General features: G+C 51.7%; 21 protein-coding genes. 10 read left to right on the forward strand and 11 right to left on the reverse strand.

Annotated elements, in window-relative coordinates; all coding sequences use genetic code 11:
- Nucleotides 1-352 precede the first annotated feature (352 nt).
- Nucleotides 353-1,234, reverse strand: coding sequence for a DMT family transporter (locus tag ACVB80_RS17440; RefSeq protein WP_481082617.1), 882 nt, complete (start codon nucleotides 1,232-1,234; stop codon nucleotides 353-355).
- Nucleotides 1,235-1,399: 165 nt separating this feature from the next.
- Between ACVB80_RS17440 and ACVB80_RS17445 the strand changes: the two genes are divergently transcribed.
- The 4 genes from ACVB80_RS17445 (at nucleotide 1,400) to ACVB80_RS17460 (ending at nucleotide 4,756) form a co-directional block, all read left to right on the forward strand.
- Nucleotides 1,400-1,738, forward strand: a complete 339-nt coding sequence (locus tag ACVB80_RS17445; protein ID WP_481082567.1) for a LysR family transcriptional regulator — start codon at nucleotides 1,400-1,402, stop codon at nucleotides 1,736-1,738.
- Nucleotides 1,739-1,740: 2 nt separating this feature from the next.
- Entirely contained in the window at nucleotides 1,741-2,244 is a 504-nt protein-coding gene (locus tag ACVB80_RS17450; protein ID WP_481082568.1) for a LysR substrate-binding domain-containing protein, read from the forward strand.
- A 71-nt stretch (nucleotides 2,245-2,315) separates the two neighbouring features.
- Nucleotides 2,316-3,404: an adenosine deaminase family protein gene (locus ACVB80_RS17455; RefSeq protein WP_481082569.1), complete on the forward strand. Its 1,089-nt coding sequence runs from the start codon at nucleotides 2,316-2,318 to the stop codon at nucleotides 3,402-3,404.
- 20 nt (nucleotides 3,405-3,424) lie between these two features.
- Nucleotides 3,425-4,756 (forward strand): NCS2 family permease, encoded by a 1,332-nt coding sequence (locus ACVB80_RS17460; RefSeq protein WP_481082570.1) that lies wholly within the window; start codon nucleotides 3,425-3,427, stop codon nucleotides 4,754-4,756.
- 57 nt (nucleotides 4,757-4,813) lie between these two features.
- On the opposite strand, the gene ACVB80_RS17465 is transcribed toward ACVB80_RS17460, so the two are convergent.
- Nucleotides 4,814-6,133 carry a family 4 glycosyl hydrolase gene (locus ACVB80_RS17465; protein WP_481082571.1) on the reverse strand — a complete coding sequence of 440 codons (1,320 nt, stop codon included), beginning with the start codon at nucleotides 6,131-6,133 and terminating at the stop codon, nucleotides 4,814-4,816.
- Nucleotides 6,134-6,239: 106 nt separating this feature from the next.
- On the opposite strand from ACVB80_RS17465, the gene ACVB80_RS17470 reads away from it, so the two are divergent.
- Nucleotides 6,240-7,136, forward strand: coding sequence for a LysR substrate-binding domain-containing protein (locus ACVB80_RS17470; protein ID WP_481082572.1), 897 nt, complete (start codon nucleotides 6,240-6,242; stop codon nucleotides 7,134-7,136).
- A gap of 44 nt (nucleotides 7,137-7,180) precedes the next feature.
- Here the strand turns inward: ACVB80_RS17470 and ACVB80_RS17475 are convergent, their stop codons facing one another.
- The 7 genes from ACVB80_RS17475 to ACVB80_RS17505 form a co-directional block, all read right to left on the reverse strand.
- Nucleotides 7,181-8,371, reverse strand: coding sequence for a C45 family autoproteolytic acyltransferase/hydolase (locus ACVB80_RS17475; RefSeq protein WP_481082573.1), 1,191 nt, complete (start codon nucleotides 8,369-8,371; stop codon nucleotides 7,181-7,183).
- Between the two features lie 206 nt (nucleotides 8,372-8,577).
- Complete coding sequence (locus ACVB80_RS17480; RefSeq protein WP_481082574.1) at nucleotides 8,578-9,792, reverse strand: aromatic amino acid transporter; 1,215 nt, start codon at nucleotides 9,790-9,792, stop codon at nucleotides 8,578-8,580.
- A 137-nt stretch (nucleotides 9,793-9,929) separates the two neighbouring features.
- Nucleotides 9,930-11,387: a tryptophanase gene (gene tnaA, locus ACVB80_RS17485; RefSeq protein WP_481082575.1), complete on the reverse strand. Its 1,458-nt coding sequence runs from the start codon at nucleotides 11,385-11,387 to the stop codon at nucleotides 9,930-9,932.
- Between the two features lie 688 nt (nucleotides 11,388-12,075).
- Nucleotides 12,076-13,752, reverse strand: a complete 1,677-nt coding sequence (locus tag ACVB80_RS17490; RefSeq protein ID WP_481082576.1) for a methyl-accepting chemotaxis protein — start codon at nucleotides 13,750-13,752, stop codon at nucleotides 12,076-12,078.
- 34 nt (nucleotides 13,753-13,786) lie between these two features.
- On the reverse strand, nucleotides 13,787-14,683 hold the full coding sequence (locus tag ACVB80_RS17495) for a type IV pili methyl-accepting chemotaxis transducer N-terminal domain-containing protein (protein ID WP_481082577.1): 897 nt from the start codon (nucleotides 14,681-14,683) through the stop codon (nucleotides 13,787-13,789).
- A gap of 231 nt (nucleotides 14,684-14,914) precedes the next feature.
- The gene (locus ACVB80_RS17500) at nucleotides 14,915-16,297 is read right to left on the reverse strand and encodes an MATE family efflux transporter (RefSeq protein WP_481082578.1); all 1,383 of its coding nucleotides are present in this window, start codon (nucleotides 16,295-16,297) and stop codon (nucleotides 14,915-14,917) included.
- On the reverse strand, nucleotides 16,287-17,369 hold the full coding sequence (locus tag ACVB80_RS17505) for a phosphotransferase enzyme family protein (RefSeq protein ID WP_481082579.1): 1,083 nt from the start codon (nucleotides 17,367-17,369) through the stop codon (nucleotides 16,287-16,289). Before ACVB80_RS17505 ends, ACVB80_RS17500 begins: the two co-directional genes overlap by 11 nt.
- Before the next feature lie 306 nt (nucleotides 17,370-17,675).
- On the opposite strand from ACVB80_RS17505, the gene ACVB80_RS17510 reads away from it, so the two are divergent.
- Both ACVB80_RS17510 and ACVB80_RS17515 read left to right on the forward strand, forming a co-directional pair.
- Nucleotides 17,676-19,772 (forward strand): LruC domain-containing protein, encoded by a 2,097-nt coding sequence (locus ACVB80_RS17510; RefSeq protein WP_481082580.1) that lies wholly within the window; start codon nucleotides 17,676-17,678, stop codon nucleotides 19,770-19,772.
- Between the two features lie 15 nt (nucleotides 19,773-19,787).
- Entirely contained in the window at nucleotides 19,788-20,261 is a 474-nt protein-coding gene (locus tag ACVB80_RS17515) for a hypothetical protein (protein WP_481082581.1), read from the forward strand.
- Nucleotides 20,262-20,307: 46 nt separating this feature from the next.
- On the opposite strand, the gene ACVB80_RS17520 is transcribed toward ACVB80_RS17515, so the two are convergent.
- Nucleotides 20,308-20,493, reverse strand: coding sequence for a hypothetical protein (locus ACVB80_RS17520; protein ID WP_481082582.1), 186 nt, complete (start codon nucleotides 20,491-20,493; stop codon nucleotides 20,308-20,310).
- A 192-nt stretch (nucleotides 20,494-20,685) separates the two neighbouring features.
- Nucleotides 20,686-23,061, reverse strand: a complete 2,376-nt coding sequence (ppsA, locus tag ACVB80_RS17525) for a phosphoenolpyruvate synthase (RefSeq protein ID WP_481082583.1) — start codon at nucleotides 23,059-23,061, stop codon at nucleotides 20,686-20,688.
- A gap of 182 nt (nucleotides 23,062-23,243) precedes the next feature.
- On the opposite strand from ppsA, the gene ppsR reads away from it, so the two are divergent.
- The 3 genes from ppsR to ACVB80_RS17540 all read left to right on the forward strand — a co-directional run bounded on the left by ppsR (nucleotide 23,244) and on the right by ACVB80_RS17540 (nucleotide 26,970).
- Nucleotides 23,244-24,077, forward strand: a complete 834-nt coding sequence (gene ppsR / locus ACVB80_RS17530) for a posphoenolpyruvate synthetase regulatory kinase/phosphorylase PpsR (RefSeq protein ID WP_481082584.1) — start codon at nucleotides 23,244-23,246, stop codon at nucleotides 24,075-24,077.
- Between the two features lie 25 nt (nucleotides 24,078-24,102).
- Nucleotides 24,103-24,432 carry a thiamine-binding protein gene (locus ACVB80_RS17535; RefSeq protein WP_481082585.1) on the forward strand — a complete coding sequence of 110 codons (330 nt, stop codon included), beginning with the start codon at nucleotides 24,103-24,105 and terminating at the stop codon, nucleotides 24,430-24,432.
- Between the two features lie 75 nt (nucleotides 24,433-24,507).
- Nucleotides 24,508-26,970: a cation:proton antiporter domain-containing protein gene (locus ACVB80_RS17540; RefSeq protein WP_481082586.1), complete on the forward strand. Its 2,463-nt coding sequence runs from the start codon at nucleotides 24,508-24,510 to the stop codon at nucleotides 26,968-26,970.
- Nucleotides 26,971-26,983 lie beyond the last annotated feature (13 nt).

The raw sequence follows: 26,983 nt of genomic DNA on the forward strand, positions 1-26,983 counted from the left end.
GGATCTACTCACAGAGTGTCGTAATTTCAAAAAGCTGCCTGCAGCTTCCCAGAGTCGCTACCGCGAGAAAAGCATAGCCCCTGCTGAAACCAGATCCTGAATCGCGCTTAACCTTATCAGCGTGTGGCTGGTTAACGGGAGCGCGTCCAGGATGACACGGTGGGAGTGGTAAGTGAATGGTACTGTGTGCGTCCTGAGGGTTGTGACTATTCGGTAGTGGCGCTTTTGGTCAGGTGGATTCTTTTGCTTAACAGTTCGCTTCGCGAGATCCCGGGTCGCGCCTGCCTGAAGGGAAGTGGCAAGTTCAGTGGAACGCGCCCGGGATGACAAATTCATCTTATTATACAATCAATTACTCCTGCCGCCTCAACACAAACCTCAACTTACCCCCACTGCGATAAACCAGCAATGAAAGCAGAATAAGCGAACACCCGGTCAGCTTCGGCGCAGAGAGCTGCTCTCCATACCAAAGCACACTCAGCACCACAGTCCAGATCGGTTCCAGCAGCATGATCAGCGCAGCATTGGCTGCATTCGCCAGTTTCTGTCCTGTGGTTTGCATCAAATAGCGCAGGCTGGTCGCCAGCAGAGTGCTCAGAGCGAACCAAACCCAGATATCAACCGATACAGAAGGCGGTACCGACTCAAACAGAGACGAAATAGTGAGACCTATCAGACCGGTCACAAACAACTGCACGCAGGTCAGCAGCATCACCGGCAGGCGCTGAGCAAACTGGCGGTTAACATTAAAGTGCAGCGCCAGCATCACGGCGCTGGCCAGAAACCACAGCTGACTGACTGAACTCTGCCATCCCCCCGAAAGAGACAGGAAACCAAGTCCGGTCACAGCTACCGGCAGCGCCAGCCAGAATGCGCGTTGAGGACGCTGACCAAACATCATCCAGGCAACAACCGGGACGATCAGCATCGAAAGGCTCATAATGAACGCCCCTTCTCCCAGGGTATCACTGACGGAGATAGCATAAATCCAACACATCAGTGCACCACCAAGCAGGCAGCCCGTTAGCGCCGCGCCGCCAATATCCCGCAGTGCAACCTGGCGAAAATAACGACGGCAAAATGGAAGCAGACACAGAGACGCAACACAAAACCTCAGCCCGATAAAACCAAACGGAGGCAGACCGGCAATGGTCTCCTTTGAAAATATCCAGCCACATGCGGCAATAAAGGTAGTCACCACCAGAACCAGTGCCCCTTTATTCTCCTGACTCATACTACTAAACGACGCCATTCAGACCACCAATTACTGCAAGCTGTTAAAAATACGGGCCAAATCTACGCCAGTTCCTCCAGAAGGTCGAGCAGATTTTGCACCGCTTTGGGCTTTTGGTTCCTGACGGTATACTGCCCATTACTCTCACATCAAATCAGGCTGACCATGAACATTGATATCCGCTGGCTGGAAGATTTCCTGACCCTGGCTGACATGCGCCACTTCTCCAAAGCGGCTCAGGCCAGGCACATTACCCAGCCGGCATTTGGCCGCAGGATAAAATCGCTTGAGCAGGCCATTGGGCATCCTCTGGTAGACAGGACAACTACGCCGGTCAGCCTTACTCCGGCAGGGAAACAATTTCGCACCACCGCACGCAGCATTGTTGAACAGATGAAGCTGGGTATGCAAAACCTGCATCACCTTGACCAGCAGCTCAACAATCCGATCCGGATCGCGACGCCCCACTCGATGTGCCGTTCTCAGTCGATATCCTTCGGGTAGATATGGGCATAGAGGCCCTGAAAGAAGGTGAATGTGATTATCTGCTCTGCTTTGAGCAACACGAGCTCATGCAACCTCCATTTCAGAGCGTAATACTCGGCAAAGGGCGCTTTTTGCTCGTATGTGCGACGAACGACTCCGGACTGCCACTCTATAGCCCCGAAACTCAGGAGCTTCCTTTTCTGCGCTACACTCCGGGCTGCAATACCGCCAGACTCATCGAACAGCACCAGCCACAGGTACCGACGACGCTGACACCTGTATTTGAATCCTCCATGTGTCAGATCCATAAAGAAATGGCACTGCGCGAAAAAGGCGTCGCCTGGCTTCCTGATAATCTGATCCAAAAGGAACTCAACAACGGCGAACTCATCGCCCTGCTGCCTGAGAAGCTATGTATCCCATTCCAGATCCGGCTATACCGCACCCAGGCATCACTCAGCCCCGAGGCAGAAAATCTTTGGAAAGAACTCGGACTTAATGCCAAAACGGCATCATCAAAATAAAAGCGGCATTTCACTTCCCCGGGATAAACCCCGATAATCTCCGCACGCAAACGATTGCCAGGATATGATGAATGCAACAAATCACACTGGGCGAATTCTATCGCCGGATCCCAAAAGCCGATCTGCACTACCACCTGTTGGGGGGCGTGCGCCTTTCCACCATGCAGGCGCTAGCAGACAAATATGGGATCCCTCTAAGCGAGGAAGATGCCAGAGCCTATTATCGTGAGTTCCAGCTGCCCGGCATGAAACGCAAAGGCGGTATCGAAGCCCTGACGTTTCTGTATCAAATCATGCGCGAGCAGGATGACTACCAGCGCGTGATTCTGGAAGTGGCCGAAGACGCTGCGGCCTGTGGCCTGCGTTATATCGAGACATTCTGGAACCCGAGCGATACAGAGCTGGATTACGCCAGACTGACACTGGCCATGATCGAAGCCATTGACCGGGCAGAGCATGTGTACGGCGTGACCATTCGCCTGATCCCATCAATCAACCGTGAGAAATCGCCGGAAGAAGCGCTGGCGATGACAGAACAAGTCGTGGCCAACCCTCACCCTTATGTTCTGGGCCTGGGCATCGACTACAAAGAGCACAACGCCCCGGTTGAACATTTCTGGAAAGCATACCGTCTGGCGGCCAAACATGGTCTTAAGCTCACCGCACACTGCTCCGAGTTTGGCCTGCACTGGCGCAACACCGAGACCGGCGTCGAGCTGATTGGCTGTGACCGCATTGACCACGGCTACACCATCATCGACAACCCGGAGCTTACGGCGAGTTACGCCAAATCCGGTGTACCGTTTACCGTGGTGCCTTCCAATACCTATTACCTCACCCAGTGGCCGGAAAAAGAAGATTGGGCGGTTAAGCACCCAATCCGCGCGATGGCACAGGCCGGACTGAACATTATCCCGTGTACCGATGACTGGCACATCCACAATACCGACAGCGCCAACTGCTGCCGGGTGCTGGTTGAAGAGCTGGGATTCGACCTCGACGGCCTGCGCCAAATGCTGAAAAACAGTATTGATGCGGCCTGGGTATGCGACAAGACCAAAGCCCGCTGGACAGACAGCTGGCTTACCGAATATGACCAGTTGAGAGCCCAACTGGATAAAGAGCCAACGCACTCAAATCCGGTGTGTTATAAGCGCTGATAATAGATACAGGAATGAACATGAACACTGAAACACTCAAACAAACCCCGGGGCTGGCCGGCTGGTTTAAGTTTGATAAACACAACACCAGCCTGAAGAAAGAGATCATCGGTGGCCTGACGACCTTTACCACCATGGCTTACTTGATCGCCGTTGTACCTGGTATGCTGTCCAAAGGCGGACTGCCATTCGACCAGGCGCTGACCGTTACCATTCTGATGACGGTGGTCACCACCCTTGCTATGGCGCTTTACACAAACCGCCCGTTCGTACTTGGCCCGGGCCTTGGCAGTGTGGCGATCTTCTCTTACACCCTGCTGGGTAACGATGTACCGCTGAGCATTGCTGCCGGTATCGTGTTTATCAGTGGTGTGCTGTTTATGCTGGTTTCTTTTCTGGGTGTGCGTGACTTCGTGGTGCGCGTTATTCCGCACAGCGTGAAAGTTTCTGTCGGCGTGGGCATTGGTCTGTTTATCGCCCTGCTTGGCTTCAATCAGGCGGGCATCGTGGTCGCAAACGCAAAGAAAAACGTACTGATGTTTGGTGACCTGACCGCGACTAACACCCTGCTGGCCATCTTCGGTTTCTTCCTGGTTCTGCTGTTAAGCGCACGCAAAGTCCAGGGTGGCATCATCCTGGCAATCATTATCACCACCCTTTTAAGTGTGCCGCTGGGCGTAACTCACATGCCTGAAAAACTGTTCAGCATGCCGGCTCCGATTGACGACATGTTCATGCAGCTCGATATCATGGGCGCTCTGAACCCGGCTTACCTGCCGTTTCTGCTGGCTTTCTTTATCCCGGACTTCTTCTCAACCCTGGGTACCCTGCTCGGTGTGGGTGGGCAGGCAGCTTACCTGGACAAAGACGGAAACCTGCCAGGCATTGAGAAGAACTTCCACGTTGACTCGACCGCAACCACATTCGGCTCCCTGTTCTCCTGCCCGGTGCTGACTACCTACGTGGAAAGCTCTGCCGGTGTTGAAGCGGGCGCACGTACCGGCTTTGCTGCTGTGGTAACCGCCATTTGCTTTGCCCTGACCCTGTTCCTGGCACCACTGGCCGGCATGATCCCTACCGCAGCGACTGCGCCGGTTCTGATGTACATCGGTATCTCAATGATGGGTTCCATCCGCAAGGTGAACTTTGAAGACATCACCGAATACCTGCCAGCGTTTGTGTGTGTGGTGATCAGCATCTTTTCATTCAACGCCGGTAACGGCATCGCCGCCGCTATGCTGGTTTACGGCTTCCTGAAGCTGGCGACCGGTCGCTATAAAGAGGACCACTGGTCTGTGTATCTGATCTCGCTTTCGATGATCTATTACTTCTATATTGTGGCGGTGCATTAATCCAGGCCACTGCAAAGCAAAAAGGGGCAATCTGCCCCTTTTTGCTTCTCTGCCTGGTTATTTCAACTCCGGCCACATACCTTTGTTCGCCTCAATCAAGTCATCAAGCAGCGCCTTCGCCACGTCTGCTGAGGGCACAGTTTTGTTAAGCGTCAGAGCCTGCAACGCTTTTTCGTACGATCCTTCAAGGGCAGCTTCAACCGTCAGTTGTTCATAAGCATTTTGCTGTACCATCAGAGCCCGGTAGAAATGCGGTACTTTACCGGACGCAAAATGCTCGGCGCCATGGGCAGACACAATGCCATGAACCTCAACAATAGCATCATCAGGTAAGCCAGAAATTGCCCCCCGGTTTGGTACATTCACCGTTGTACGCATTGGATTATTGGTCACAATCGCCAGCGCATGGTTGACGATAAACTCACCATGTACGCCAGAGGTCAGGAAACTGCCTTCTGTTGTTTCCATCGCAGCACAACGCTCACACTCTTCAAACACTTCTTTTTCCCGTGTATCCATTACCCGGTTTGCCCGGGTGTAATCAGGTTTACAGTGACTGCGCATCTCCTCACCAAACAGATAGTACTGCAAATAGCTCAATGACAAATACTGCGGAAAGTAACGCAAAGACTTGGTTAGGCGATCAAACGTTGGTAGCCAGTCTTCATTAACGTGATCGTCTTCGAACAGACTGAGTTTCTCTCCGGCCAGCATTTTTTCTCGTAATCGTGGCAGCAAATCCGTACCGCATGGTGCCCAGATATGTTTCCACCAGCCAAAATGATTCAGACCGAAATAGTCAAACTGCAGTTGACTGTGTGGGTAGCCCAGAGTCTGAGCAAACAACATTTCAATAACGACAGGCATATCGCAAATAAACAGGCTCTTCAGATCCGGAAACTTCTTATGCCACATATCGGCCAATATCGCCGCCGGGTTTGAATAGTTGAGAATCCAGGCATCAGGAGCATAACGGCGCACATCATTACCAATCTCAATCATGTCCGGTATTGAACGCAGCGCAAAGGCAAAACCGCCCGGGCCACAAGTTTCCTGGCCAACCACTTCATGCTTGAGAGGGATCTGTTCGTCCATCGCACGCATCGGCAGCCCACCAGAGCGGATTTGGGCAAACATGAAATCCATCCCGGTAAAAGCTTCTTGACGATCCGTTGTTACAACAAGCTCTGTGTCCGGCGCCTTTTCTTTCAGTAACAAACGGATAAATGCACCGATTTTCTCAACCCGTTCGGCGTCTGTATCCAGCAGGACCAATTTCTTCAGCGGAAGAATCTCCCCTGCCTGAAGAATAGAGTTAACAATACCCGGCGTATACGTCGCACCGCCGCCCGCAATAGTAAGATGATATTTTTTCATTTTTGGCTCCTTGTTCAAGATGAACTCAGCATATCTTCCCCTTATGGAGCTTAACAATTGACATATTTACCCCTATGATTGAGAAAAAATCACTCATAGAACAAAAATGAACTTCAACAGCCTGTACTTTTTTGAGAGAGTGGCCGAATACCTGAGTTTTAAACAGGCCGCTCAGGAGCTAAACCTGACGCAGAGCGCGCTCTCACACCGGATTAAAAACCTTGAGCTGGAGCTTGGCTTCAAACTGTTTGTTCGCCGTACCCGTCAAATCACTCTGACTGATGAAGGTCAGCGTCTCTACCGTCAGTTAAGCCAGAATTTTTCGCTTATTTGCAATGAAATCAATGATATTAATCAGGGAGCTCTGCACGGAATTCTGAGCATCGGCAGCACGCCAACCTTTGCTCAGCATTGGCTGGTCCCAAAACTCGGGGGTTTTTATCAATCCTACCCAGAGCTTAATTTGCAAATTTGCTCTAAAGGCACCAAAGTCGATTTTAATCTCCACCCGGCAGAAGTATGGATAGATTACGGTGATGGTCATTACCCAAACCTGTCAGTCACCAAACTGATGGATGAAGTGCTCATGCCGGTATGCAGCCGGGAATACGCAGACAAAACCGGGCTGTGGGACAGACCAGAGAAGCTGAAAGAGTGCCTTTTGCTGCACAACGTAGAATCCATTGAGCAGGGAGATCGTCAATATGAGTGGCGGGAATGGCTTTCACAGCATCAGCTTGACCGAAATTGTCTGAGCACCGGATATTCATTTACGCACTATGACAGCGCCATAATTGCTGCTGGCTCCGGGCTTGGAGTCGCAATGGGACGATATCAGCTTGCACGCCCTCTGGTCGAACGGGGAGAACTGGTATTTCCTTTTGACAGTGTGCTGAATCAGGAACTGGGTTATTACCTGGTGGTGAAAAACGAGTTTGCAAATCTTGCGCGAGTTGAAGCCTTTCGCGAATGGCTGCTTAGCCAATGTGTTGAAAACCAATAAAGAAACACCGCCCATTTCAGGCGGTGTTTTCAAGTAAGAAACTATCAATAGTTCGTCATGTGGACAGGTTTGTGCTTACCGTCCGTTTTGAAATACACATCAACTTTGTTGCCATTAACGGCGTAGTAAGCAGAAGTCACGGTTCCCATCAGCTCACCGCGGCCTTTCCACAATGGCTTGCTTTCAAGCAGGTTGCGTACCGCTGATTCAGGCGTATTCGCATCGGCTTTTGCCGCAAAGGTTTCAGCCGCTTTCTGGCGTGCCAGAGAGTGCGCTGCGAACGCCTCGTCTACAAAGCTGCCGGTTTTGCCGTAAATAGTGTGGTTCGCGTGCGCTTTCCACGGGCCTTCTGAGTAGTTCACTTTACCTGAGTAAGTGTTCTCAATGTTCATCGCCGGAGAGTTTGCTGCCGCAACGGTGTAAGTAAAGAACGCTGTGTATGCAGGGTAACGGTCGAAGACTTTCTTAATGCCTTTGTAGCTCTCTGCGTTGTACACATCCCAGCTCAGGTAGAAAGATGGCGTAGCATTTTCCGCCAGGATCTCACTACCTTCGTTCTGACGAAGGGTACCCTGGTCTGCCATGGTGTTCATGGTCATCACCTGTGCACCCTTGGTTACACCACCGTAAGGGATCAGGCCTGCCCAGGTCTGGATAAGACGGGTCTTACCATCGGTATCCGTATGCTTAAGCATGATCAGGCCTTTATAGTTGATGCCCATGTAATCAAAGTTCGCTCCTGCCCACGCTTTATCACCTTTCGCAGCCACTGTCACTGCAGTACATTTTGCCGGAGCTTTGGGATCATGCCCTGCTTTCTCTGCCTGCAGGAAACCCATACCACCATTACGCTGAGACTCCAGAATCGCCTCATCTGACATCGCTACCGCCAGCAGCAGGTTAGGATCTTTGTTCAGGCTCTCAGACAGACCACGGATGTAAGCAGCGGATTCTGCGCTCGCCTTTTCCAGCTTGCCAAATACATTGTTATCTTCAAAAGACTTTGCGATTGAATCTACACTCAGACCAGGCAGCATCACACCCAGGGTATGGTTGAAGCGTTCAATACCATCCAGAATTTGATCGTGAGCAACCTCACCAACGTGATGACCAAGCTCATACGTGGAACCTTTAAACTGAACCTCTGCGATCTGGTCGGTATGTTGGATAAGTTTCGCGTTAGCCGCGCTCATTGAGCCCAGTACTAATGCGATAGCGATGATGGATTTTTTCATGTTACTACCTGTTTAGTTGTATGCTTTGAGTCAGAACTCATCAATGTGTTACAAAGTATTTCACCAAAAGTATTACGTCAAAGCAATTAGTATCACACAATGAGCCTTGTCACACTTTTATTTCCATCACTCGCATGAAAGCATTGATTGCACCTATGAAAAAAGGCGCACAAAAGTGCGCCTTTTCAACAAGATATGATGATAACTCAGCCTGAGAACGCTGGCAGCATGTTCATCATCGACATAAAGTGGAACACCGCCGTCAGTACACCAAAGCCAATCACCAGAGCAATCATCCCATTACCGCCCGGAGCGACAAAACCTTCACTGCCCGCTTCCATTGAACGTGACTTGCGCGCCAGCAGTGCCGGAATGATACAGGCCCATACCGTTGCTGCAGCACCAGCGTAACCAATCGCAATAACGAAACCGAACGGGAACAGCAGTGACATCACCAGTGGTGGGATAAAAGTCACCGCCCAGGTTTTTGCACGGCCCTTGCGGCAGTCTTCGAACTTGAACAGATCGGCCAGGAAGTCGAACACGCCCAGACCAACACCGATAAAGGAAGACAGAATCGCCGCCATGGAGAAACCGTTGATGGCGTTTGCTACTTTCTCAGATTCGATCACCGAACCCAACGCTGTCAGCAGTGCATCCACGTTACCGCCCTGCTCAATCACCGGGCCAAACTGGCTGCGTGGCAGGTTACCGTAAATGCTGAACAGCCACAGGAAGTACAGGCTAAGCGCGATAATCGTACCGCCAAGGATAGCGTACTTCGCTTTGCGTTCTTCACCATAGTAGGCACGCATACTCGATACCGAGTGATGGTAACCAAATGAGGTCAGTGCGACCGGCAGCATCGCCATCGCGTAAGGTGCGTATTCAGCGTTCTCATTGATGGTATCGAACAGTACCGAGGTATCAACGTTGATTGCCAGGCCAGACACACCGAACACGAAACTGAGGATCATAAAAGCGATAAGCACAACAGAAATGCGGTCCACAGCGCGGGTTGAATGCCAGACAAAAGCAGAGAAGATGGCAACAAAACCAACTGAAGCGATGCTGCTGTTGATCCCAAGAACATCCTGCAGGATCAGGCCTGATGAAGTGATATAAGCGTAAAGCAGAATGCCACCCACAAAGTACACAGTCAGGTTATTAAATGCGTTTACTTTTTCGCCAAGAAGGTCTTTAGTCACCGTATTAAATGACACTTTCAGGTCATAGTGTTTGAATGCTTCAAGCAGCATCCAGCCAGAAATGGTCATCACAGTCATCGTAAGTGCGATGGCGAAAACCGACCAGGTCGTCCAGGCTCCTGCACCTGCGCTGGGCAGACCCAGCATACCAGCACCAACACAGACACTGGCTATGATGCACGAACCACCTATCAGCGATGGGTTCTTTTTCATAATTGTCTCTCTCAAAAATTGTTCACGTTATTGGATTAGTTATTCAGCATTTCTCATATAATCTGCTGATATTTTTATATATTCTGAATTTTGGTCAAAAAAAGAGCGCAACTCCAAAGAGTGCGCTCCTGAGTTAATTACGCTTCAGCGAGTTCTTTTTGCTTTACCGCGGCCGCAGGCTCAACCTCTTTCAGGCGTGCCGTGAAGTGGCGCAGTACTGCAGGCTCGTAAGTGAAGTCCAGACCTTTCACGTTCTTCGCGTTCTCTTTCACCTTCTCAAATGCTTCGATAATGAAGTCCATGTGAGTCTGAGTATAAGTTGCACGAGGAATAGTCAGACGAAGCAACTCAGCCGGACACGGATGCTGTTTACCGGTTGCAGGATCACGACCCAGCAGCAGTGAACCGATTTCAACCGCACGGATACCCGCTACTTTGTACAGCTCACAAGCCAGTGCGTGCGCAGGGAACTGATCCGCAGGGATATGTGGCAGCAGTTTACCCGCATCAACAAACGCCGCGTGACCACCAGCCTGCTGACAAACGATACCAATCGCTTCTAGGCCATCTACCAGGTACTGAACCTGACCGATACGGTACTCCAGCCAGTCCTGACGCATACCGTCATACAGACCTACCGCCAGACGCTCCATCGCGCCGCCTTCCAGGCCGCCGTATGTCGGGAAACCTTCCTGAACCACACACAGGGTACGACACTCGGTGTAGACATCCATGAATGACTCATCTTTGAAGCACAGCAGGCCGCCCATCTGTACCATGGCGTCTTTCTTGGCTGACATCGCCAGACCATCTGCGTACTTGTATGACTCGCGGGTGATCTCTTCGATGGTCCAGTCCTGGTAGCCTGGCTCACGCTGCTGAATGAAGTAAGCATTCTCTGCGTAGCGCGCTGAGTCCATGATGACCGGAATATCGTACTTCTGAGCGATCTCATATACTGCTTTCAGGTTCGCAATAGAGACTGGCTGACCACCAGCTGAATTACAGGTAATGGTGCTGACGATGTAAGGTACGTTCGCCGGGCCAGCTTCAACAATCGCTTCTTCCAGCTTCACCAGGTCAAAGTTACCTTTGAAGTCTGCGTTTACAGAAGTATCGAATGCTTCCTCGGTGTACACGTTTTTCGCTACACAGCAGTTCACCTGAGTGTGACCCTGAGTGGTATCGAAGAAGTAGTTAGACAGCGCGACCATTTTCTCGCGGTCCAGACCTTTCTCCTGCTCACGCTTCTTAATCAGTACTGGGATGTAGATCTGCTCTGCACCACGACCCTGGTGAGTCGGGATAGTCAGCTCGTAACCAAAAATGTCTTTTACTGCATTTGCCAGTGCGTAGTAGCTGCGGCTGCCACTGTAAGCTTCATCACCGCGCAGCATCGCTGCCTGCATTTCCTGAGTGATAGAACCTGTACCGCTGTCGGTCAACAGGTCAATAAATACGTCTTCACTGTCCAGCAGGAACGGGTTCATGCCTGCTTTAATAATGGCTTCTTCACGGTACTCACGGGTAGTACGTTTTACCGGCTCAACAACACGAATGCGGAATGGTTCTGGTAGGTGTTTGAAGTTTTCCATGATAATGCCTTCTTATTTCACGCGGTGTTTTTTACACCAAATATTTGTTTTATTATTCGCCAATTAAATACGGGTATTTAAAAACGCTTTGGTTTAATTGGCGATTAGATTTAGTTTTTAATTTAATGTCCTGCTGTATTAGTACACTGGTGCATTGATACAAAAACATACAATTTGCACAGAGCAATATAGAGACAGCATGATGCGCAGGGCGCGCAAAGAGTAAGGGACTATTCAGCCGACAGGCGGAAGGACAGAAGGTGGTCTCTGTTGTACCAGGCTGATTGGGTCAGCCAGCAACAGGATTGCCATTTTAGGTACATATCTTTTGATAAGCTCATTGTATGTTCCCGCCGCAAAATCCAGAGGAGTTAATCGATGGGTTGATTATGCTGCAGCTCTATAAATTAATATACTGCTCATTATTGCAAATGTGATCTGATTATAAAAAGCTGCGCGTTTAAAATAAAAAACATTTCCGCTATCACAAAATAAACCATTCGAATATGCACAGGACTGCAATCATCTGTATTAACAGCGCCAAACTAGTTTATAAGTACATGATTGCAACCAGATTTTAATCATTAAAAACGAGTTTAATATAAATGCCATACGATTATTTTTCTGAAACCAAAATATGAAAATCCCGAAGACAGGCTCCGGGATTGATTATTAATGCAACGCCTGTTTAAACCTTGAACTGATTCAGCTGACGGGAAAGCTCTTCACTGATTCGGTTAAGGGACTCACAGGTTTCCAGTGTGCCTGATAATTGCGCCGAGGTATGACCGGCCAGCTCATTAACCTGCTGGATCCGCTGGTTCAGATCTTCGGTGACATGACACTGCTCATCTGCCGCATGGGCGATCTGTACATTCATGTCGGTTACGGTATGCATAGACGACGTAATCGATTCAAGCGCCTTGTTAGCCGAGTGTGCCCCTTCCAGGGTCTCAGTACTGACAGCGTGGCTGGACTGCATCGCCTGAACGGCCTGCTCTGTCAGAGCCTGAATCTCATCAATAATGGTTCGGATATCCGCCGTACTGCTTTCTGCCTTGGCAGCCAGTGCCCTGACTTCATCCGCAACCACTGCAAATCCCCGCCCCTGCTCTCCGGCGCGGGCCGCCTCAATGGCCGCATTCAGTGCCAGCAGGTTAGTCTGCTCGGAAACCCCCTGAATCACATTAACTACTGAATAGATAGAGGTTGATTTCTCACTCAGCGCGTCGATAACACCAACCGCATGCTCTACCTCTTCTACCAGTTTGCTCACAGAGTTCACCGCGGCAGAAACCACGACTTTTCCTGAATCAGTATGTTGATTGACTTCCAGTGACGCGTTTTCCGCGCCCTGGGCATTTTGCGCCACATCATGAGAGGTAACGTTCATTTGTGTCACCGCCGTTGCAATCTGCTCCACTTCCTGCTGCTGGTTCTGCATGGTCCGGTCACCTTCCTGCATCGCATTCAGGGTTTGAGCCGAGGCTTCACGCAGCTGTTCCGTGGAATGACCCACTTCCGTGATTAGCGTCTGGATACGGGCAACAAAACGGTTAAACGCACCGGCAATCAATGCCATTTCATCATCACCCCGCACTTCCAGCCGTTGGGTCAGGTCTCCCTCTCCTTCGCCAATGTCAGTCATCATCTCAACCGTGGTATTGATCGGCATAACAATCACTTTCACCATCAGAGCACCGGCAGCCAAAGTCAGAAATGCCAGCCCCATCAGGGCTGAAATAATGATCGTCTCCTGCCAGGCAATATCAGATGAAGACTGCTGTGCCAGGGCCTGAATACGGTTACTGCTTTCCAGTGATGCCTTACTTACAGAAACCTGCTGTTTCAGGAAGCTGTCCAATTGCTCAACCTGCGCAGCCTCAGCAGCAATCTGTGCGCTGAAGCTGTCCAGATTTTCAGAAGACTGCAGGATATTGATCAGCGCCTCACGTTTGAGCCTCTCGCCAATATCCCCAACTTCATCGCTCACTTCCTCAAGGATCGCCAGCGCTTCGTCGTCTGTAACATCTTCTGACAGCTCTTCTATCGTCTCGATCAGTTCATTGAGTGTCTGGCTGATATCATCAACCTTCTTGCTCACCAGGCGGGTGCGCTGGTTGGCACTGTTGATACCATCGACAATGCCGAGCATTTCACGATTAATGACCGCCAGTTTCTCACTGCCATGTGCTGAGCCCTGGGTGGCCTTTTCGGCGTTTGCAGAACTCTGCTCCGCAGACTGAACCACCTCATCAAAGCTGACCGCCAGGTTATCAAACGAGAACTTAGCCACTATCCCGATTGCAATCAGCATGGCACACAGCCCGCCCCCAATGGCATAGAGTTTGGTTTTAATCAGCATAAAACCCTCCTTATCACCAGGTTAACCAGTTTGCTTACTTCGCTGCTTCCGCTTCGTAAAGCATCACGGCAGCGTTCATTTCTTTCAGCAAAGGAAGGTTGGATTTAGCGATCTGTTCGATTTGTGCCGAAGCAATCGCTCCACCGCTATGATCTGCACCAGCAGCAACAAGGGGTTTAAAGTCCGCCCACAGTCCGCCAACCACGTCCAGCTGCTTGCGGATATGTTCAGGTTTGGTGCCTGGCAGACCAAGGGTTTCATCCCCGTCTTTCAGGCCTTTAAGGGTACGGTCAAACAGGGAGTAAGTTTCAAGCAGATTCAGTTTGTTATCTTCCACCTGGTAACCAAGGGCGATGAGGAAATATTCCTTACTCATCTTCTGGCTCAGCATACGCTGCTTACCGGAAAGATTCAGCGTAGCAGCAAGGCCAGGCGCTGCTTCAAGACCACTCTTCTTCGCATCTTTCTCATACAGGCCAACCGCTTTATTCATCTCTTTCAGCAAAGGAAGGTTTTGCGTCGCTACCGCGGTTAATTGTTCATCAGAGACTGCACCAGAGGCAATCACAGACTGAATTACCGGATAAAACTCCACCCATACTTTATCGATTTTATCGAGCTGACGCAGAATACGTTTGCTCTCGGTAGGAGGAAGACCAAGGGAAGCATCCCCATTTCGCAGACCTTTGAGGGTCTTATCGAACAGAGCCGACGTTGCGGTGAGGTTTTTCACATTCTCTGCCACATCGACTTTGAGCGCGATCAGCGTGACTTCTTTGGACATTTTCTGGCTCAGCATTCGCTGCTTACCGGAAAGATTGAGCACCACACCATACTCAGCGGCGGTCGGGGCAGCAAATGCCGGAAGGGATAGACCGAGGGACAAAAACAGACAAGCGATAACACGCGCAAACAGAGCGAACATTTTCATAGCATGAACCTTTTTTAACCTAACAGACTGACAATTCAAATATAGTCGAAAAAACCGCCACACCTGCGAGTTGGTTCACATTTTATTTACCTATCAGACCAAAGAGTTATCATCACCCCACCCTTTTTAACCGCATAAACCCCCGTAATACCAGCGGTCTGACCTTTCAAATACCCCCACAAAAAAAAGGGCAGAAACCTGAGTCCCTGCCCTTAACTTATCACCGGACTTTTACGCCGGACTGGCCTGACCGACCAGATTTTTCAGCCACCAACCTTTACGCATCTGGTGAACAAACAGCCCCGCTTTAAACACCTCTTCCAAAGATATGCCAATAAACGCGCCGATAAGCCCGAGATCACAAACCACGCCCAGAATAAAGCTGGCCGGAGCGCCCATAAACACGAAGCTCTTCAGGGTAATGTTCATCACCGATTTGGTATCACCACCAGCGCGAAGCAGCCCAGGAATAACCGAGTTCACCGCAGTAAAGAACAGTGAACCGGCAAGGATCCACAGGCACCAGTATGCCTGCTGATACGTCTCCGGCTGGATCTGATACAAGCCAAGCAGCGGATGGGCAAACAGGATAAGCAGGGTCACCGGCACCGTCATCAGCGCAACGCCGGTCCAGATCGCAGCTTTAGCCGTCACCCTCGCCTGTTCGAACTCTCCCGCTCCGAGAAGCTTTCCGATATGAATGGCGGTTGCCTGCTGCAGACCACCCACCGGAAGCATAAACAGGCCCTTGAAAGTCCGGACGATGGCATAACCGGCATACGCAATCGCGCCTATGGCGTTCATCAGCACGGTATAAAACACCCGTGCACCCTGCCAGTAAAAGCCATCTATCGTATTGGGGTAACCCAGGGTCACGATTTGCTTCAGCTCTGGCCACTGGCCCCATTTGAGTCCGCCCAGACGGCGATGGATCATCGCCGCCAGCACCAGGCATTGGCCAGTACTGGCTATCAGGGTTGCCAGCGCAGCACCCCGCAAACCCAGCGGGGTAAACAGCGGCGCATCAGCCCCCGGCAGAAGCAGGCCAAAGATCAGCACGTAGTTACCAATAAAGTTCACCACGTTAAACGTCACGGAGACTTTTACCGGGCTTTTGGTATCACCAGTGGCGTTAAATACTGTCGCCATCATCTGCGAAAGCAACATGAACGGGACAGCAAATGCAACGATTTCCAGATAACCTGCAGCCACCTCCGGCACCTGTGACCACTGCTCTGCCGGTAAGAACAGATCGGTGGTCAAAAGCGCGATCAACGGCTTTGCGTACAGATAAAATGCTGCACCCAGCACCACCCCACACAGGCCACCGGTGACGATCATGGTATGAGCCACATGCTCAATCCGCTCATGCTTTTGTGCTCCGCTGTACTGGGAGATCAGAATGCTGCCCCCGGTTGAAAGCGCAGCAAACAGAAGGAAGCTGAACGAAAGCAACTGGGTCGCATTACCCTGAGCGGAGATAGACTCTTCACCCAGCTGGCCAATCATCAGCGAGTCCACAAATCCCATCAGGGAGAACAGAACGCCCTGAAGCATGATCGGCAGTGCCAGACGAACAATCGGCTCAGCGAGGGTACGCCAGTTACTTTTCATCACTGAGTACCTTTTCAATCGCCTGCATGGTTTGCGTCAGGTTACGCTCTACCTGAGACATCTCCCACTCAAACCAGTTAAGGTGCTCAATACACTCCTGCTCACTGTTACTGAACTGAAAGAACTGGGAAATATAGAGCGGCACGGCACGGATAAACAGCGGCACCAGCGCCAGCTCTTCATCGCTCAGCTCTGCATGACGTCGATATTCAGGGATTATCATACTCCATACATGAACCAGAACCTCCAGCGCTTTATCGTCCGGCAGTACGTAGTCCATCGCTTCCATCTCTTCATGGGTATAGCGGCGGCGCACTTCGCGGAAACCGAGGATCCGGCTGGTCCAGAACACATCCGCCAGACGGTATTCCGGGCGACTGAAATCAAAATCGGTCACACCACTGTAGTTACCTTCCTCGTCATAGAAGAGGTTGAAGCAATGCAGATCGCCGTGAACAAAGCTCTTTTTAGCCGCAGACAAATCCGCAGCCGCTATTTCACGGTCAAGGGTATCAGCCAGTGCACGCAGCTTTGGCAGGTACTCTGCCATTCTGCGCACGGATTCACGTCCGGCGTCTTCCCCCGCCCCCTGAAATTTATCCAGCCGCTGATAGTGGGCTCTCATATCCAGAAAGCACGGGCGTGACTCGGAATAGGGAGCAATAAAACTCTCCGTAGCCCGGTGAAAATCGGCCATAGCGCGGATGGTTTCCCGGTGCGCTTTGTCCGGAATATCACTCGACCAGTTATAAGTCGTATCCGGACAGTACTCCGTCATCAGATAGATTTCACCGTCGAAATCGACATAAGGGTTCCCATCTTTATCCGGGACGATTTGAGGGGTTGGACAGCCGTTAGCATTTAGCTGCTCAATCAGCGCCACTTCGTTGCTGATCAGCGCTTTTGTGTTACTTTTAAAGCAATTTTTCAGCACATAACGGCCGTTTTTAGTCGGCACGATATACACTTCATTGGCCATACCGAAGTAACACAGGGTTAAGTTGTCATTAGGAAAAATCTGATATTGATCGAATACAAACTGTATCCGTCGCTGTACTGGCTCTGCTGCCATAATTAGCTACTCCAAAATTAACCGCTTCCCGCGGTGGAAAAATAAAACAAAAGTGTGAGTAGTGGACGGGGCAGGCAGAGACTAGCAGTATCACGCCTCTACACACAGTGCGCTGTATCACATATAAATATATTAACCATTTATAATATTCACCCCTTCTATTTCGGTCTTTCTCAATATGACGGCCGATTTGATTCCCATGCTGAGAATACCTGCCGTTATATATATAAACCCTATAAATTCAAAAAGATAAATATGGCACAGGACTTGATTGATCCCTCCCAGACTGACCGAAGGGGACAACAAATGAACAATAAATGGATATTACCCGTCATTCTCAGCGGCCCAATGACAGCCTGGGCCGCACCGTTTGATACCTGCCCGAGCAAGGCCTACCTGTTTCAGTCCAGGCCGGTACAGGTATATGGAGTCAATCTGGTGACCGGGCAGACCACACTGCTCACCGCAGATGCAGGCACCAGCGCTAACATCAACGGGCTGGGCTTTGATGAAGCCGACCGCTACATCTACGGCTACGATACCGATAACCGCAAGATCGTCCGTATGGGGGCGAACTTTCAGGTCGAGGACATCAACACATCCGGTCTGCCAACCGACCACACTTTCTTTGTCGGAGACGTGTTTAATCACACTTACTACCTCTACCGCAAAGGCAAAGGCCTGTTTAAAATCGACCTTTCGCCACTTGATACCAACCCGGACGCCGTGCTGCCGGTCGTGCGCATTACGGCCACCGCCAATATCAGTCTCACCGACATGGCGTTTAACCCGGTTAACGATAAACTCTATGGCGTCGATAACAGCTCCGGCTTTCTGTATGAGTTTGACCCGGCCAACGGCAACACTACCTATATCGGCGATACCGGTCAGACCGGGACGTTTGGCGCGGGATACTTTGACGTTAACGGCTATTACTACGTCTCGCGCAATCAGGACGGTCAGATCTACCGAATCAACCTCTCCGACCCGCAAAGCGGCGATGTGACGGCAGTGCATTTTGCCTCCGGCCCAGCTTCAAACCAGAACGACGGAGCCCGCTGTGCCAATGCTCCGGTGATCGACGAAGACTCCACCATCGACTTTGGCGACGCACCAGACAGCTACCAGACTCTGCTTGACAGTAACGGCCCACGCCACCAGCTCGACGGACTGACCTGGCTGGGAACAACAGAGCCCGATGGCGAACAGGACGGATTACTACTACCCATTTCCGATGACACCTCAGGCAGTGATGATGAAAACGGTGTTGGCTTTGTCACCGCGCTTGAACCGGGGCTTGATTCCCTGGTAAACGTGTATGCTTCTGCCAGCGGCTATCTGTCGGCATGGATTGACTGGAACCAGGACGGCGATTTTGCCGATGCCGGTGAAAAGATTTTCAGTGATGAACTGCTGTCCCAGGGACAAAATGCACTCTATCTGAATGTAGATATTAATGCCCTGCCCGGCAGCACCTGGAGCCGCTTCAGGTTCAGCCAGCAAACCGGCCTCAGTTACAGCGGCGGATCGACCTCCGGGGAAGTGGAAGATCACCCCGTCACCATTACGGCTGCCAATACTTCTGTACGCTACTTCCCGTCTGAAACCGGCTTCGTCACCCTCAGCTACGAAGACAACTGGCCTTACACAGCCGACTATGACATGAATGACGTAGTTATGCGTTACCGCGTAACGGAGGTTATTCGTGACGGCCAGGTTGCCAAGACCACCATCGCCGGAAGCCTCGCTGCTATGGGAGCAGATTATCACAGTGGCTTTGCTGTGCGTCTGCCCGGAGTCACCTCAGCCAGCGTTAATCCAACCCTGACCCGACTTGAAGTCAACGGTGTGGTCCAGAGCGATTCCGGTCGTGAAACCGATATGAACGAGGCCAGCTTTATCATCCTTAATGACGTCACCACCCGTAAAGAGGAACAGTGTGACTATTACCGGACCCAGACGAACTGCCAGAGCGACATTAACTTCACCTTTGAGCTGCATGTCAGCTTCAGCGGCGACAGCTCAGCTCTTGCTGCTATGCCGTATGACCCATTTATCTTCGCCACTCCGGGTTATTACCACGGGGAAGGTATCGGCTTTCAGCCAGGACGAAAATGGGAAGTCCATCTGGCTGACCAGGCCCCGACTGAAAAATTCGACGCCGCCACCCTGTTTAACAACCTCGGCGTTGATGCCAGTGATGCCAATGCCGGTATCTATTTCAAAACCGACAACAACCTGCCATGGGCACTGCTGATTTACGATGAAAGCTGGCGCTGGCCACTGGAGCGGACCGACATTCTCAACGCGTACCCGGATTTTCGCGACTACACCGAGAGCGGTGGTGAAACCCATACTGACTGGTTTGAAGCACAACGGGCCGTACCCGGTTTCTATTACTGATTTGAGGAGAACACCATGAACAAGCATGCCATGACTAAGGAATGGATCTGGGCCCTGCTGCCGGTCATCGCTGCCTGCGGAGGAGGCGGTGGAAGTGACGGTGGTTCAGGTGCGGGAAGCGCCCCTCCCCCGGCAGCTCAGGCACCGGAACCGGACCCTGCTGTCACGTCAACCAAAGACCTGATAGCACCGGAAGGGTTTGACTACAACCCGATTGAGACCAGACGACTGACCGTCGACATTTCTTCGGTCACCACACAACGGGCTTACCTGTCTGTGTACCGCAGTTACTCAGTCACAGACAACGGGGAAACCGTGCCTGATTATGGCACCCGGATCATCGCGGTATCGCTCAACGAAGGAAAATCGGAACTGGAACTGAACATTTCAGACAGTGAAGAAGAGTTACTGGCAGAAGTCTGGTTTTATGACGGCAGCGCTCCGCTGCAAAAACGCTTTTTCACCAGCAGTGATAACTGGATATGGTAACGCAATGGCCGCTGCAGTGCAGCGGCCATAAAGGCTTCTGCCAACATCACTCGGTTACACTTCGCTGCCAGCGCTGATCAATCTGACCACACTGAACCGGCTCAGAACTGACTGGCGATGCCAGACAGGAACTGTTATGAAGACGAAGATAAGGGGTACGGTAAACCACGACAGAAATAACCCCAACCAGTACTGTCACCAGCAGTAAAAACAGGGAGACAACACGAATCATGATACACCTCCAGGGGGCTTATGAGCTTACGTGCATTGTACCTTTTTTCGCCAGTAAACGGATGTGCGCAGATCTCAAATTTACAAGCTAAATACCAAAAAAGGTTTTACGAAAAACATAAGCCAGTATCCGGTTGTTCTCAGCGCATAAAAAATCCCGCCGTAGCGGGATTTTGTTAATAACAGTTAAGCGTTACTGCTGAGGATGTTTCTCGCCCAGGAAGTTCCAAGTTTCCACCACGCTGTCCGGATTCAGGGACAGAGAATCGATGCCCTGCTCCAGCAGCCAGTCAGCCAGATCCGGGTGATCCGACGGGCCCTGACCACAAATACCCACGTACTTGCCAGCTTTATTGGCCGCTTTAATCGCCATGCTCAGCATCGCTTTCACCGCGTCGTTACGCTCATCAAACAGGTGAGCAACTTCACCTGAGTCACGGTCAAGACCCAGAGTCAGCTGAGTCATGTCGTTAGAACCGATAGAGAAGCCATCAAAGTATTTCAGGAAGTTGTCTGCCAGAACCGCGTTCGATGGCAGCTCACACATCATGATCACTTTCAAGCCCTGCTCACCACGGCGCAGGCCGTGCTCTGCCAGCAGATCGATAACCGAAGCACCTTCGCTTACCGTGCGCACAAACGGGATCATCACTTCCACGTTCTTCAGACCCATCTCATTGCGGACTTTCTTCATCGCTTCACACTCCAGCGCGAAACAGTCACGGAACTCTTCTGAGATGTAGCGCGATGCACCACGGAAGCCCAGCATAGGGTTCTCTTCGTGCGGTTCGTACTGGCTGCCGCCAAACAGGTTGCCGTACTCGTTTGACTTAAAGTCAGACATACGCACGATCACACGCTTAGGCCAGAATGCCGCACCAATGGTCGCGATGCCTTCGGTCAGTTTCTCAACGTAGAAATCAACCGGACTCTTGTAGCCGGCGATACGGCGATCGATTTCTTCTTTGATTTCTGCAGACTGAGCATCATAGTTCAGCAGCGCTTTCGGGTGAATGCCGATCATCTTGTTGATGATGAACTCCAGACGAGCCAGGCCCACACCTTCGTTTGGCATAGTTGCAAAGCTGAACGCACGGTCAGGGTTACCCACGTTCATCATCACTTTCACAGGCAGGGTTGGCAGCTGGTCAAGACAGGTACGGCGTACTTCAAACTCAAGCTCACCTTCGTAAACAAAACCGGTATCACCTTCAGCACAGGAAACCGTTACCAGGTCACCGTCTTTCAGCTGCTCAGTCGCGTGACCACAGCCCACTACCGCAGGAATGCCCAGCTCACGGGCAATGATCGCCGCGTGACAGGTACGGCCGCCACGGTTAGTTACGATAGCGGCTGCACGCTTCATTACCGGCTCCCAGTCCGGATCGGTCATGTCTGCAACCAGCACGTCACCTTCCTGCACCTGATCCATCTCATCCAGGCTGCTCACAATGCGCACGCGGCCTTTATCGATGCGGTGACCGATAGCACGGCCTTCAACCAGAACTTCCGCTTTCTGAGCCAGGTGGAAACGCTCCATTACGTTCTGCTCATCGCGTGAACGTACAGTTTCCGGACGGGCCTGAACGATCATCAGCTCACCGGTAACACCGTCTTTCGCCCACTCAACATCCATAGGACGGCCGTAGTGTTTCTCGATGGTCACCGCCATTTTCGCCAGTTGCTCCAGCTCAGCGTCGGTCAGGGAGAACTTCGAGCGCTCTTCAGCGGTGGTATCAATGATCTCTACCTCAGTACCCAGCTTATCGCCTTCTGCGTAGACCATTTTGTGCAGCTTGGAACCAATAGTGCGGCGTACAACCGCGTGGTTGCCTGCCGCCAGCATTGGCTTGTGCACGTAGAACTCATCCGGGTTCACGCTGCCCTGTACCACCATTTCGCCCAGGCCCCATGAAGAGGTCACAAATACCACCTGGTCAAAGCCAGATTCGGTATCCAGGGTAAACATTACGCCTGAAGCTGCCTTATCTGAACGCACCATGCGCTGAATACCAGCAGACAGCGCTACGCCACGGTGGTCAAAGCCCTGGTGAACACGGTAAGAGATCGCGCGGTCATTAAACAGAGAAGCAAATACGTGCTTCACCGCTTCAATGACTGAATCGATACCACGGATGTTCAGGAAAGTTTCCTGCTGACCGGCAAAAGAGGCGTCCGGCAGATCTTCTGCGGTCGCACTTGAACGAACCGCAACAGACAGCATTTCATCGTTGTTACCCAGTTCGCGGTAACAGTTGCGAATATCTTCTTCCAGCTCCGCCGGCAGCGGCGCTTCCAAAACCCAGTTACGGATCGTTTCCCCGGCCTTTTGCAGTGCCTGTACGTCATCCACATCCAGCTCATCAAGCAACTGGTGGATGCGCTCATCCAGTCCATCTGCATCCAGGAACTTATTAAAGGCAAAAGCGGTGGTTGCAAAGCCATTTGGTACCTTAACTCCGGCGTGCGCCAGATTCGCTACCATTTCGCCCAGTGAGGCGTTTTTGCCACCAACTTTATCCACATCGTTCATTGATAAAGCATCGTACCAGACAACATTCTGTTGCATGGGGAGGTCTCCTTTTTATTGGATCAGCGGTATAATTAAGCAATCAGCAGGCAATCGTTTGCTATTCGGGTTAAAAAAACGCGAAAATCGCAAATCCCGCCTGACTGTCACTTTGCACGGGTTATTGTAATAGTTTAATCTGGCATTAAGATTACGGCTTTTTTTGAATGATTCAACTTTTTATGCAAGAAAAAACAAATTTTCGTGATGTCTTTTACATTTCTGACGGCACCGCTATCACCGCTGAAACCCTTGGTAACGCGGTTCTTGGGCAATTTTCTATCCGGACCAGCCACACCACGCTGCCGTTTGTAGATAACCCGGAGCGGGCCGAAGATGCCCAGAAGCTGATTAACCAGTCCGCCGAAAAACATCAGCAACAACCGATCGTGTTCTATTCAATTGTAGTCCCTGAAGTGAAAGCCATCATCGAAGTGAGCAACGCGCTTTGCTACGATGTGCTCAGCGCCCTGGTGACTCCGCTTCAGGCCGATCTGGGTATGGAGCCCAAACCCAAACTGCACCGCTCCCACAGCATCAAACGCGACCACGCCAGCTATATGGACCGCATCGCAGCGATTGAATACACCCTGGCCCACGATGACGGAATTTCACTTAACGACCTGGATGAAGCCGATATCATCCTGCTCGGTGTTTCCCGTTGCGGCAAAACCCCGACCAGCCTGTATCTGGCGATGCAGTTCGGCATCCGTGCAGTTAACTACCCGTTTATCGCTGAAGACATGGATCGCCTCACCCTGCCGCCAGCGATTGAACCATATCGCTACAAGACTTTTGGCCTGACTATTGAGTCCGACCGCCTGCAGCTCATCCGCCACGAACGCCTGGCAGACAGCAGCTACGCAAGCCAGGAGCAGTGCGACAAAGAGCTGGAAAAAGTGGAGGCCATGTTCAGAAGAGAGGCCATTCCTTATCTCAATACCACCGCACTGTCAGTGGAAGAAATCTCTGCAAAACTGCTTGAAATGAGCGGGCTGAAACGGAGACTATGTTAGTCCCCAAATACAACGAAGAATTATCATGACTCAACCAACGAAAGATGTATTTGTCGCCTTTCAGGTGATCCCAAGACTCAAAGAAGGCAACAATTTTGAAGTGGTCGATAAAGCCATAGAAGTAGTTAAAAACTCCGGTGTACCGCATCAGGTCGGTGCAATGGAAACCACCATGAAAGGCGAGCTGAACCAGTTGCTGGAAATCGTTAAAGATGCCCAGCAGGCCTGTTACGATGCCGGCGCGCTGGAGGTGATCACCAACATCAAAATCCATTCACGTACCGAAGAAGCAACCGATACTTTTTGTACCTACCATCGCGGAGTAACGAAAGCGAACCACATGTTTGTCGAATAACACCGCTATAACAGGCTGAAGCTGGACTAAACTCAAAATATATCCCCTGTTTCAGCCTGTTACCAAGGAGTCCTTATGGAGACCAATGCCGGTGTACTCATTCTGGTTTTTGTTGTCTTATCCCTGCTCCTGGGCGCCCTGATCAAATCTCTGCCCAAATACCTCACCTCTCCTTACAGTGTGGTTTTGCTGGTGGCTGGCCTGTTTGTTGGCCTGCTCAGCCGCACCCACTATATGGAGGTCAACTACCCAGAGCTGAATGAGACCCTGATGGTACTGGCGGATATTGACCCGCACCTGATCCTGCTTTTGTTCCTGCCAACCCTGATCTTCGAATCCGCCTTTGGTATGGAAACCCACCTGTTCAAACGTATGTTCAGTCAGATAGCCATTCTGGCGGTGCCCGGTCTGCTTTTAACTACTGTGCTTACCGCCGGGCTGGCCTGGTATGCCTTCCCCTGGGAGTGGTCCTGGCTGGCGTGCCTGCTGTTTGGTGCCCTGATCAGCGCCACCGACCCGGTTGCTGTGGTTTCGCTGCTGAAAGAAGTCAGTTCCCGCAAACGGCTCGAAACCCTGATTGAAGGCGAGTCACTGCTCAATGATGGTACCGCCATCGTACTGTTTACCCTGTTCTACGGCATGCTGACCCTGACCTCTCAATACGAAGCCGGGATCATCTCCACCGCCGGACAGTTCATTATGGTCGTTATGCTGGGAATGGGCATTGGTGCGCTGGTTGGCGGGGTTGTGCTTGGCTGGGTCAGCCGGTTGTTCAACCAGCCACTGGTGGAGATCACCCTGACCATTACCGCGGCTTATATCGCCTACTTTATCGCAGAGAACATGTTCCACGTCTCCGGCGTTGTAGCTGTAGTCGCCCTTGGGCTGATGCTGGCGAGCTTTGGCCGCACCCGGATTTCACCTGAAGTGGCTGACTTCCTTCACCATTTCTGGCACATGATGGCTCACATCGCCAATACCCTAATCTTTGTGCTGGTTGGCGTGATCGTCGCAACACGGGTCCGTCTGGATATGGCTGACTGGTGGATCTCTCTGGGAATTTTGTATGTGGGCATTCAGTTCATCCGGGCTTTCTCTGTCACCGTTTTTATGCCACTGCTGAAACGTATTGGCGTGGGCATCACCAAAGAGAAAGCGGTTGTGCTGGTCTGGGGCGGCCTGCGCGGTGCGGTTTCCCTCGCGCTGGCGCTGATCATCGCTCAGGATAATCTGGTCGAGAAAGAGCTGGGTGAGCAGATCCTGTTTCTTACCGCCGGTATCGTGGTACTTACCATAGTGATTAACTCCACCACCATGACCTGGGTGCTGGAAAAGCTGGGGCTGGATAAGCTGCCTCCCGCCAAGCAGGCCAGCCTGGATAAGGCCAAATACAGCATTAAACTGAGAATGCTCGAAGAGATGCCGTCACTGGAAAGTAACGAGTTCCTCCAACGGGCCAACTGGCTCGCACTGCGCAAACCGCTGGATAATATTCCGGCACCGGCAGAAGACGCTCTGCCCAAAGAAGTGACCGCCAAGGATCTGCGCGTCGCGTTTTACCGTCGTCTTCTTGAAACCGAGCGTCAGTTTTACTGGTCCCAGTTCAAACAGGGTGCCCTGACCGGCCCAGCCACTGCCCAACTGGTCAATGCCGTAGAAATTGCCCTCGATGGAGACCCGGAGCTGGCCCCGCGCAACAGCCTGTTCGAGTTCTGGCAAACTCCGCCTTACATCAAGTTTTTTAACCGGGTGCCGGTGCTGAACAAGGTAGTGGTCAACTTCTCATTCGAACGTCTGGCACTGAGTTACGATACCGCGCGCGGATTCATTCAGGCCCAGGATGAAGTCGCCCGGCATGTCCACGACCTAGCCCCGAGTGTGCAGGATGCCCAGGATGCACTGACTGATGTGGAAACCAACAAGAACCAGACCCGAACCCATATTGACGACCTGCGCGAATACTTCCCGGATCTCTCTTACAGCCTGGAAACCCACTCCGCCCACCGGCTGATGCTGAACCTGGAACGCGCCCATCTGCAGGACCTGATTGACGAAGGGGTGCTCGACGACAGCGAAGCACAGAAAATGACCCACGAGGTGGAATACAAACTCGCCCACCTCAAACGCCATGCCCACCAGGTCAGCGCCAAAGAGATCAGCAAACAGCTGCGCGATATGCCATGGGCCACCGGCATCCGCGGTAAAACGCTGCTGGCGCTGGGTAAAATCGCCCGCCGCCAGATCTACAACGAAGGCGAGCTCATCTACCGCCAGAACCAGCACGCCGCCGCCATTGCCCTCGTCATGCACGGCCGGGTCAGCGTGATCAGCACCCAGAAAGAAGAAGTCGCCGGCCCCGGCACCATCATCGGCTGCTGCGCCTTTTTAACCGACTGCTACCGCACCAGCGCCAAAGCCATTACGCCAACAGAGCTGATCTGGCTGGATCTGTCGCGGATGAAAGCCATTGCTTCGAAAGATAAGCATCTGGGAGAAGTGCTGGCTGAGGAGCTTAACCGGGAGATTCATCAGGAGTAACGGCTTCTTTCCA

This window comes from Vibrio sp. 9-16B-A1, from assembly GCF_056726165.1.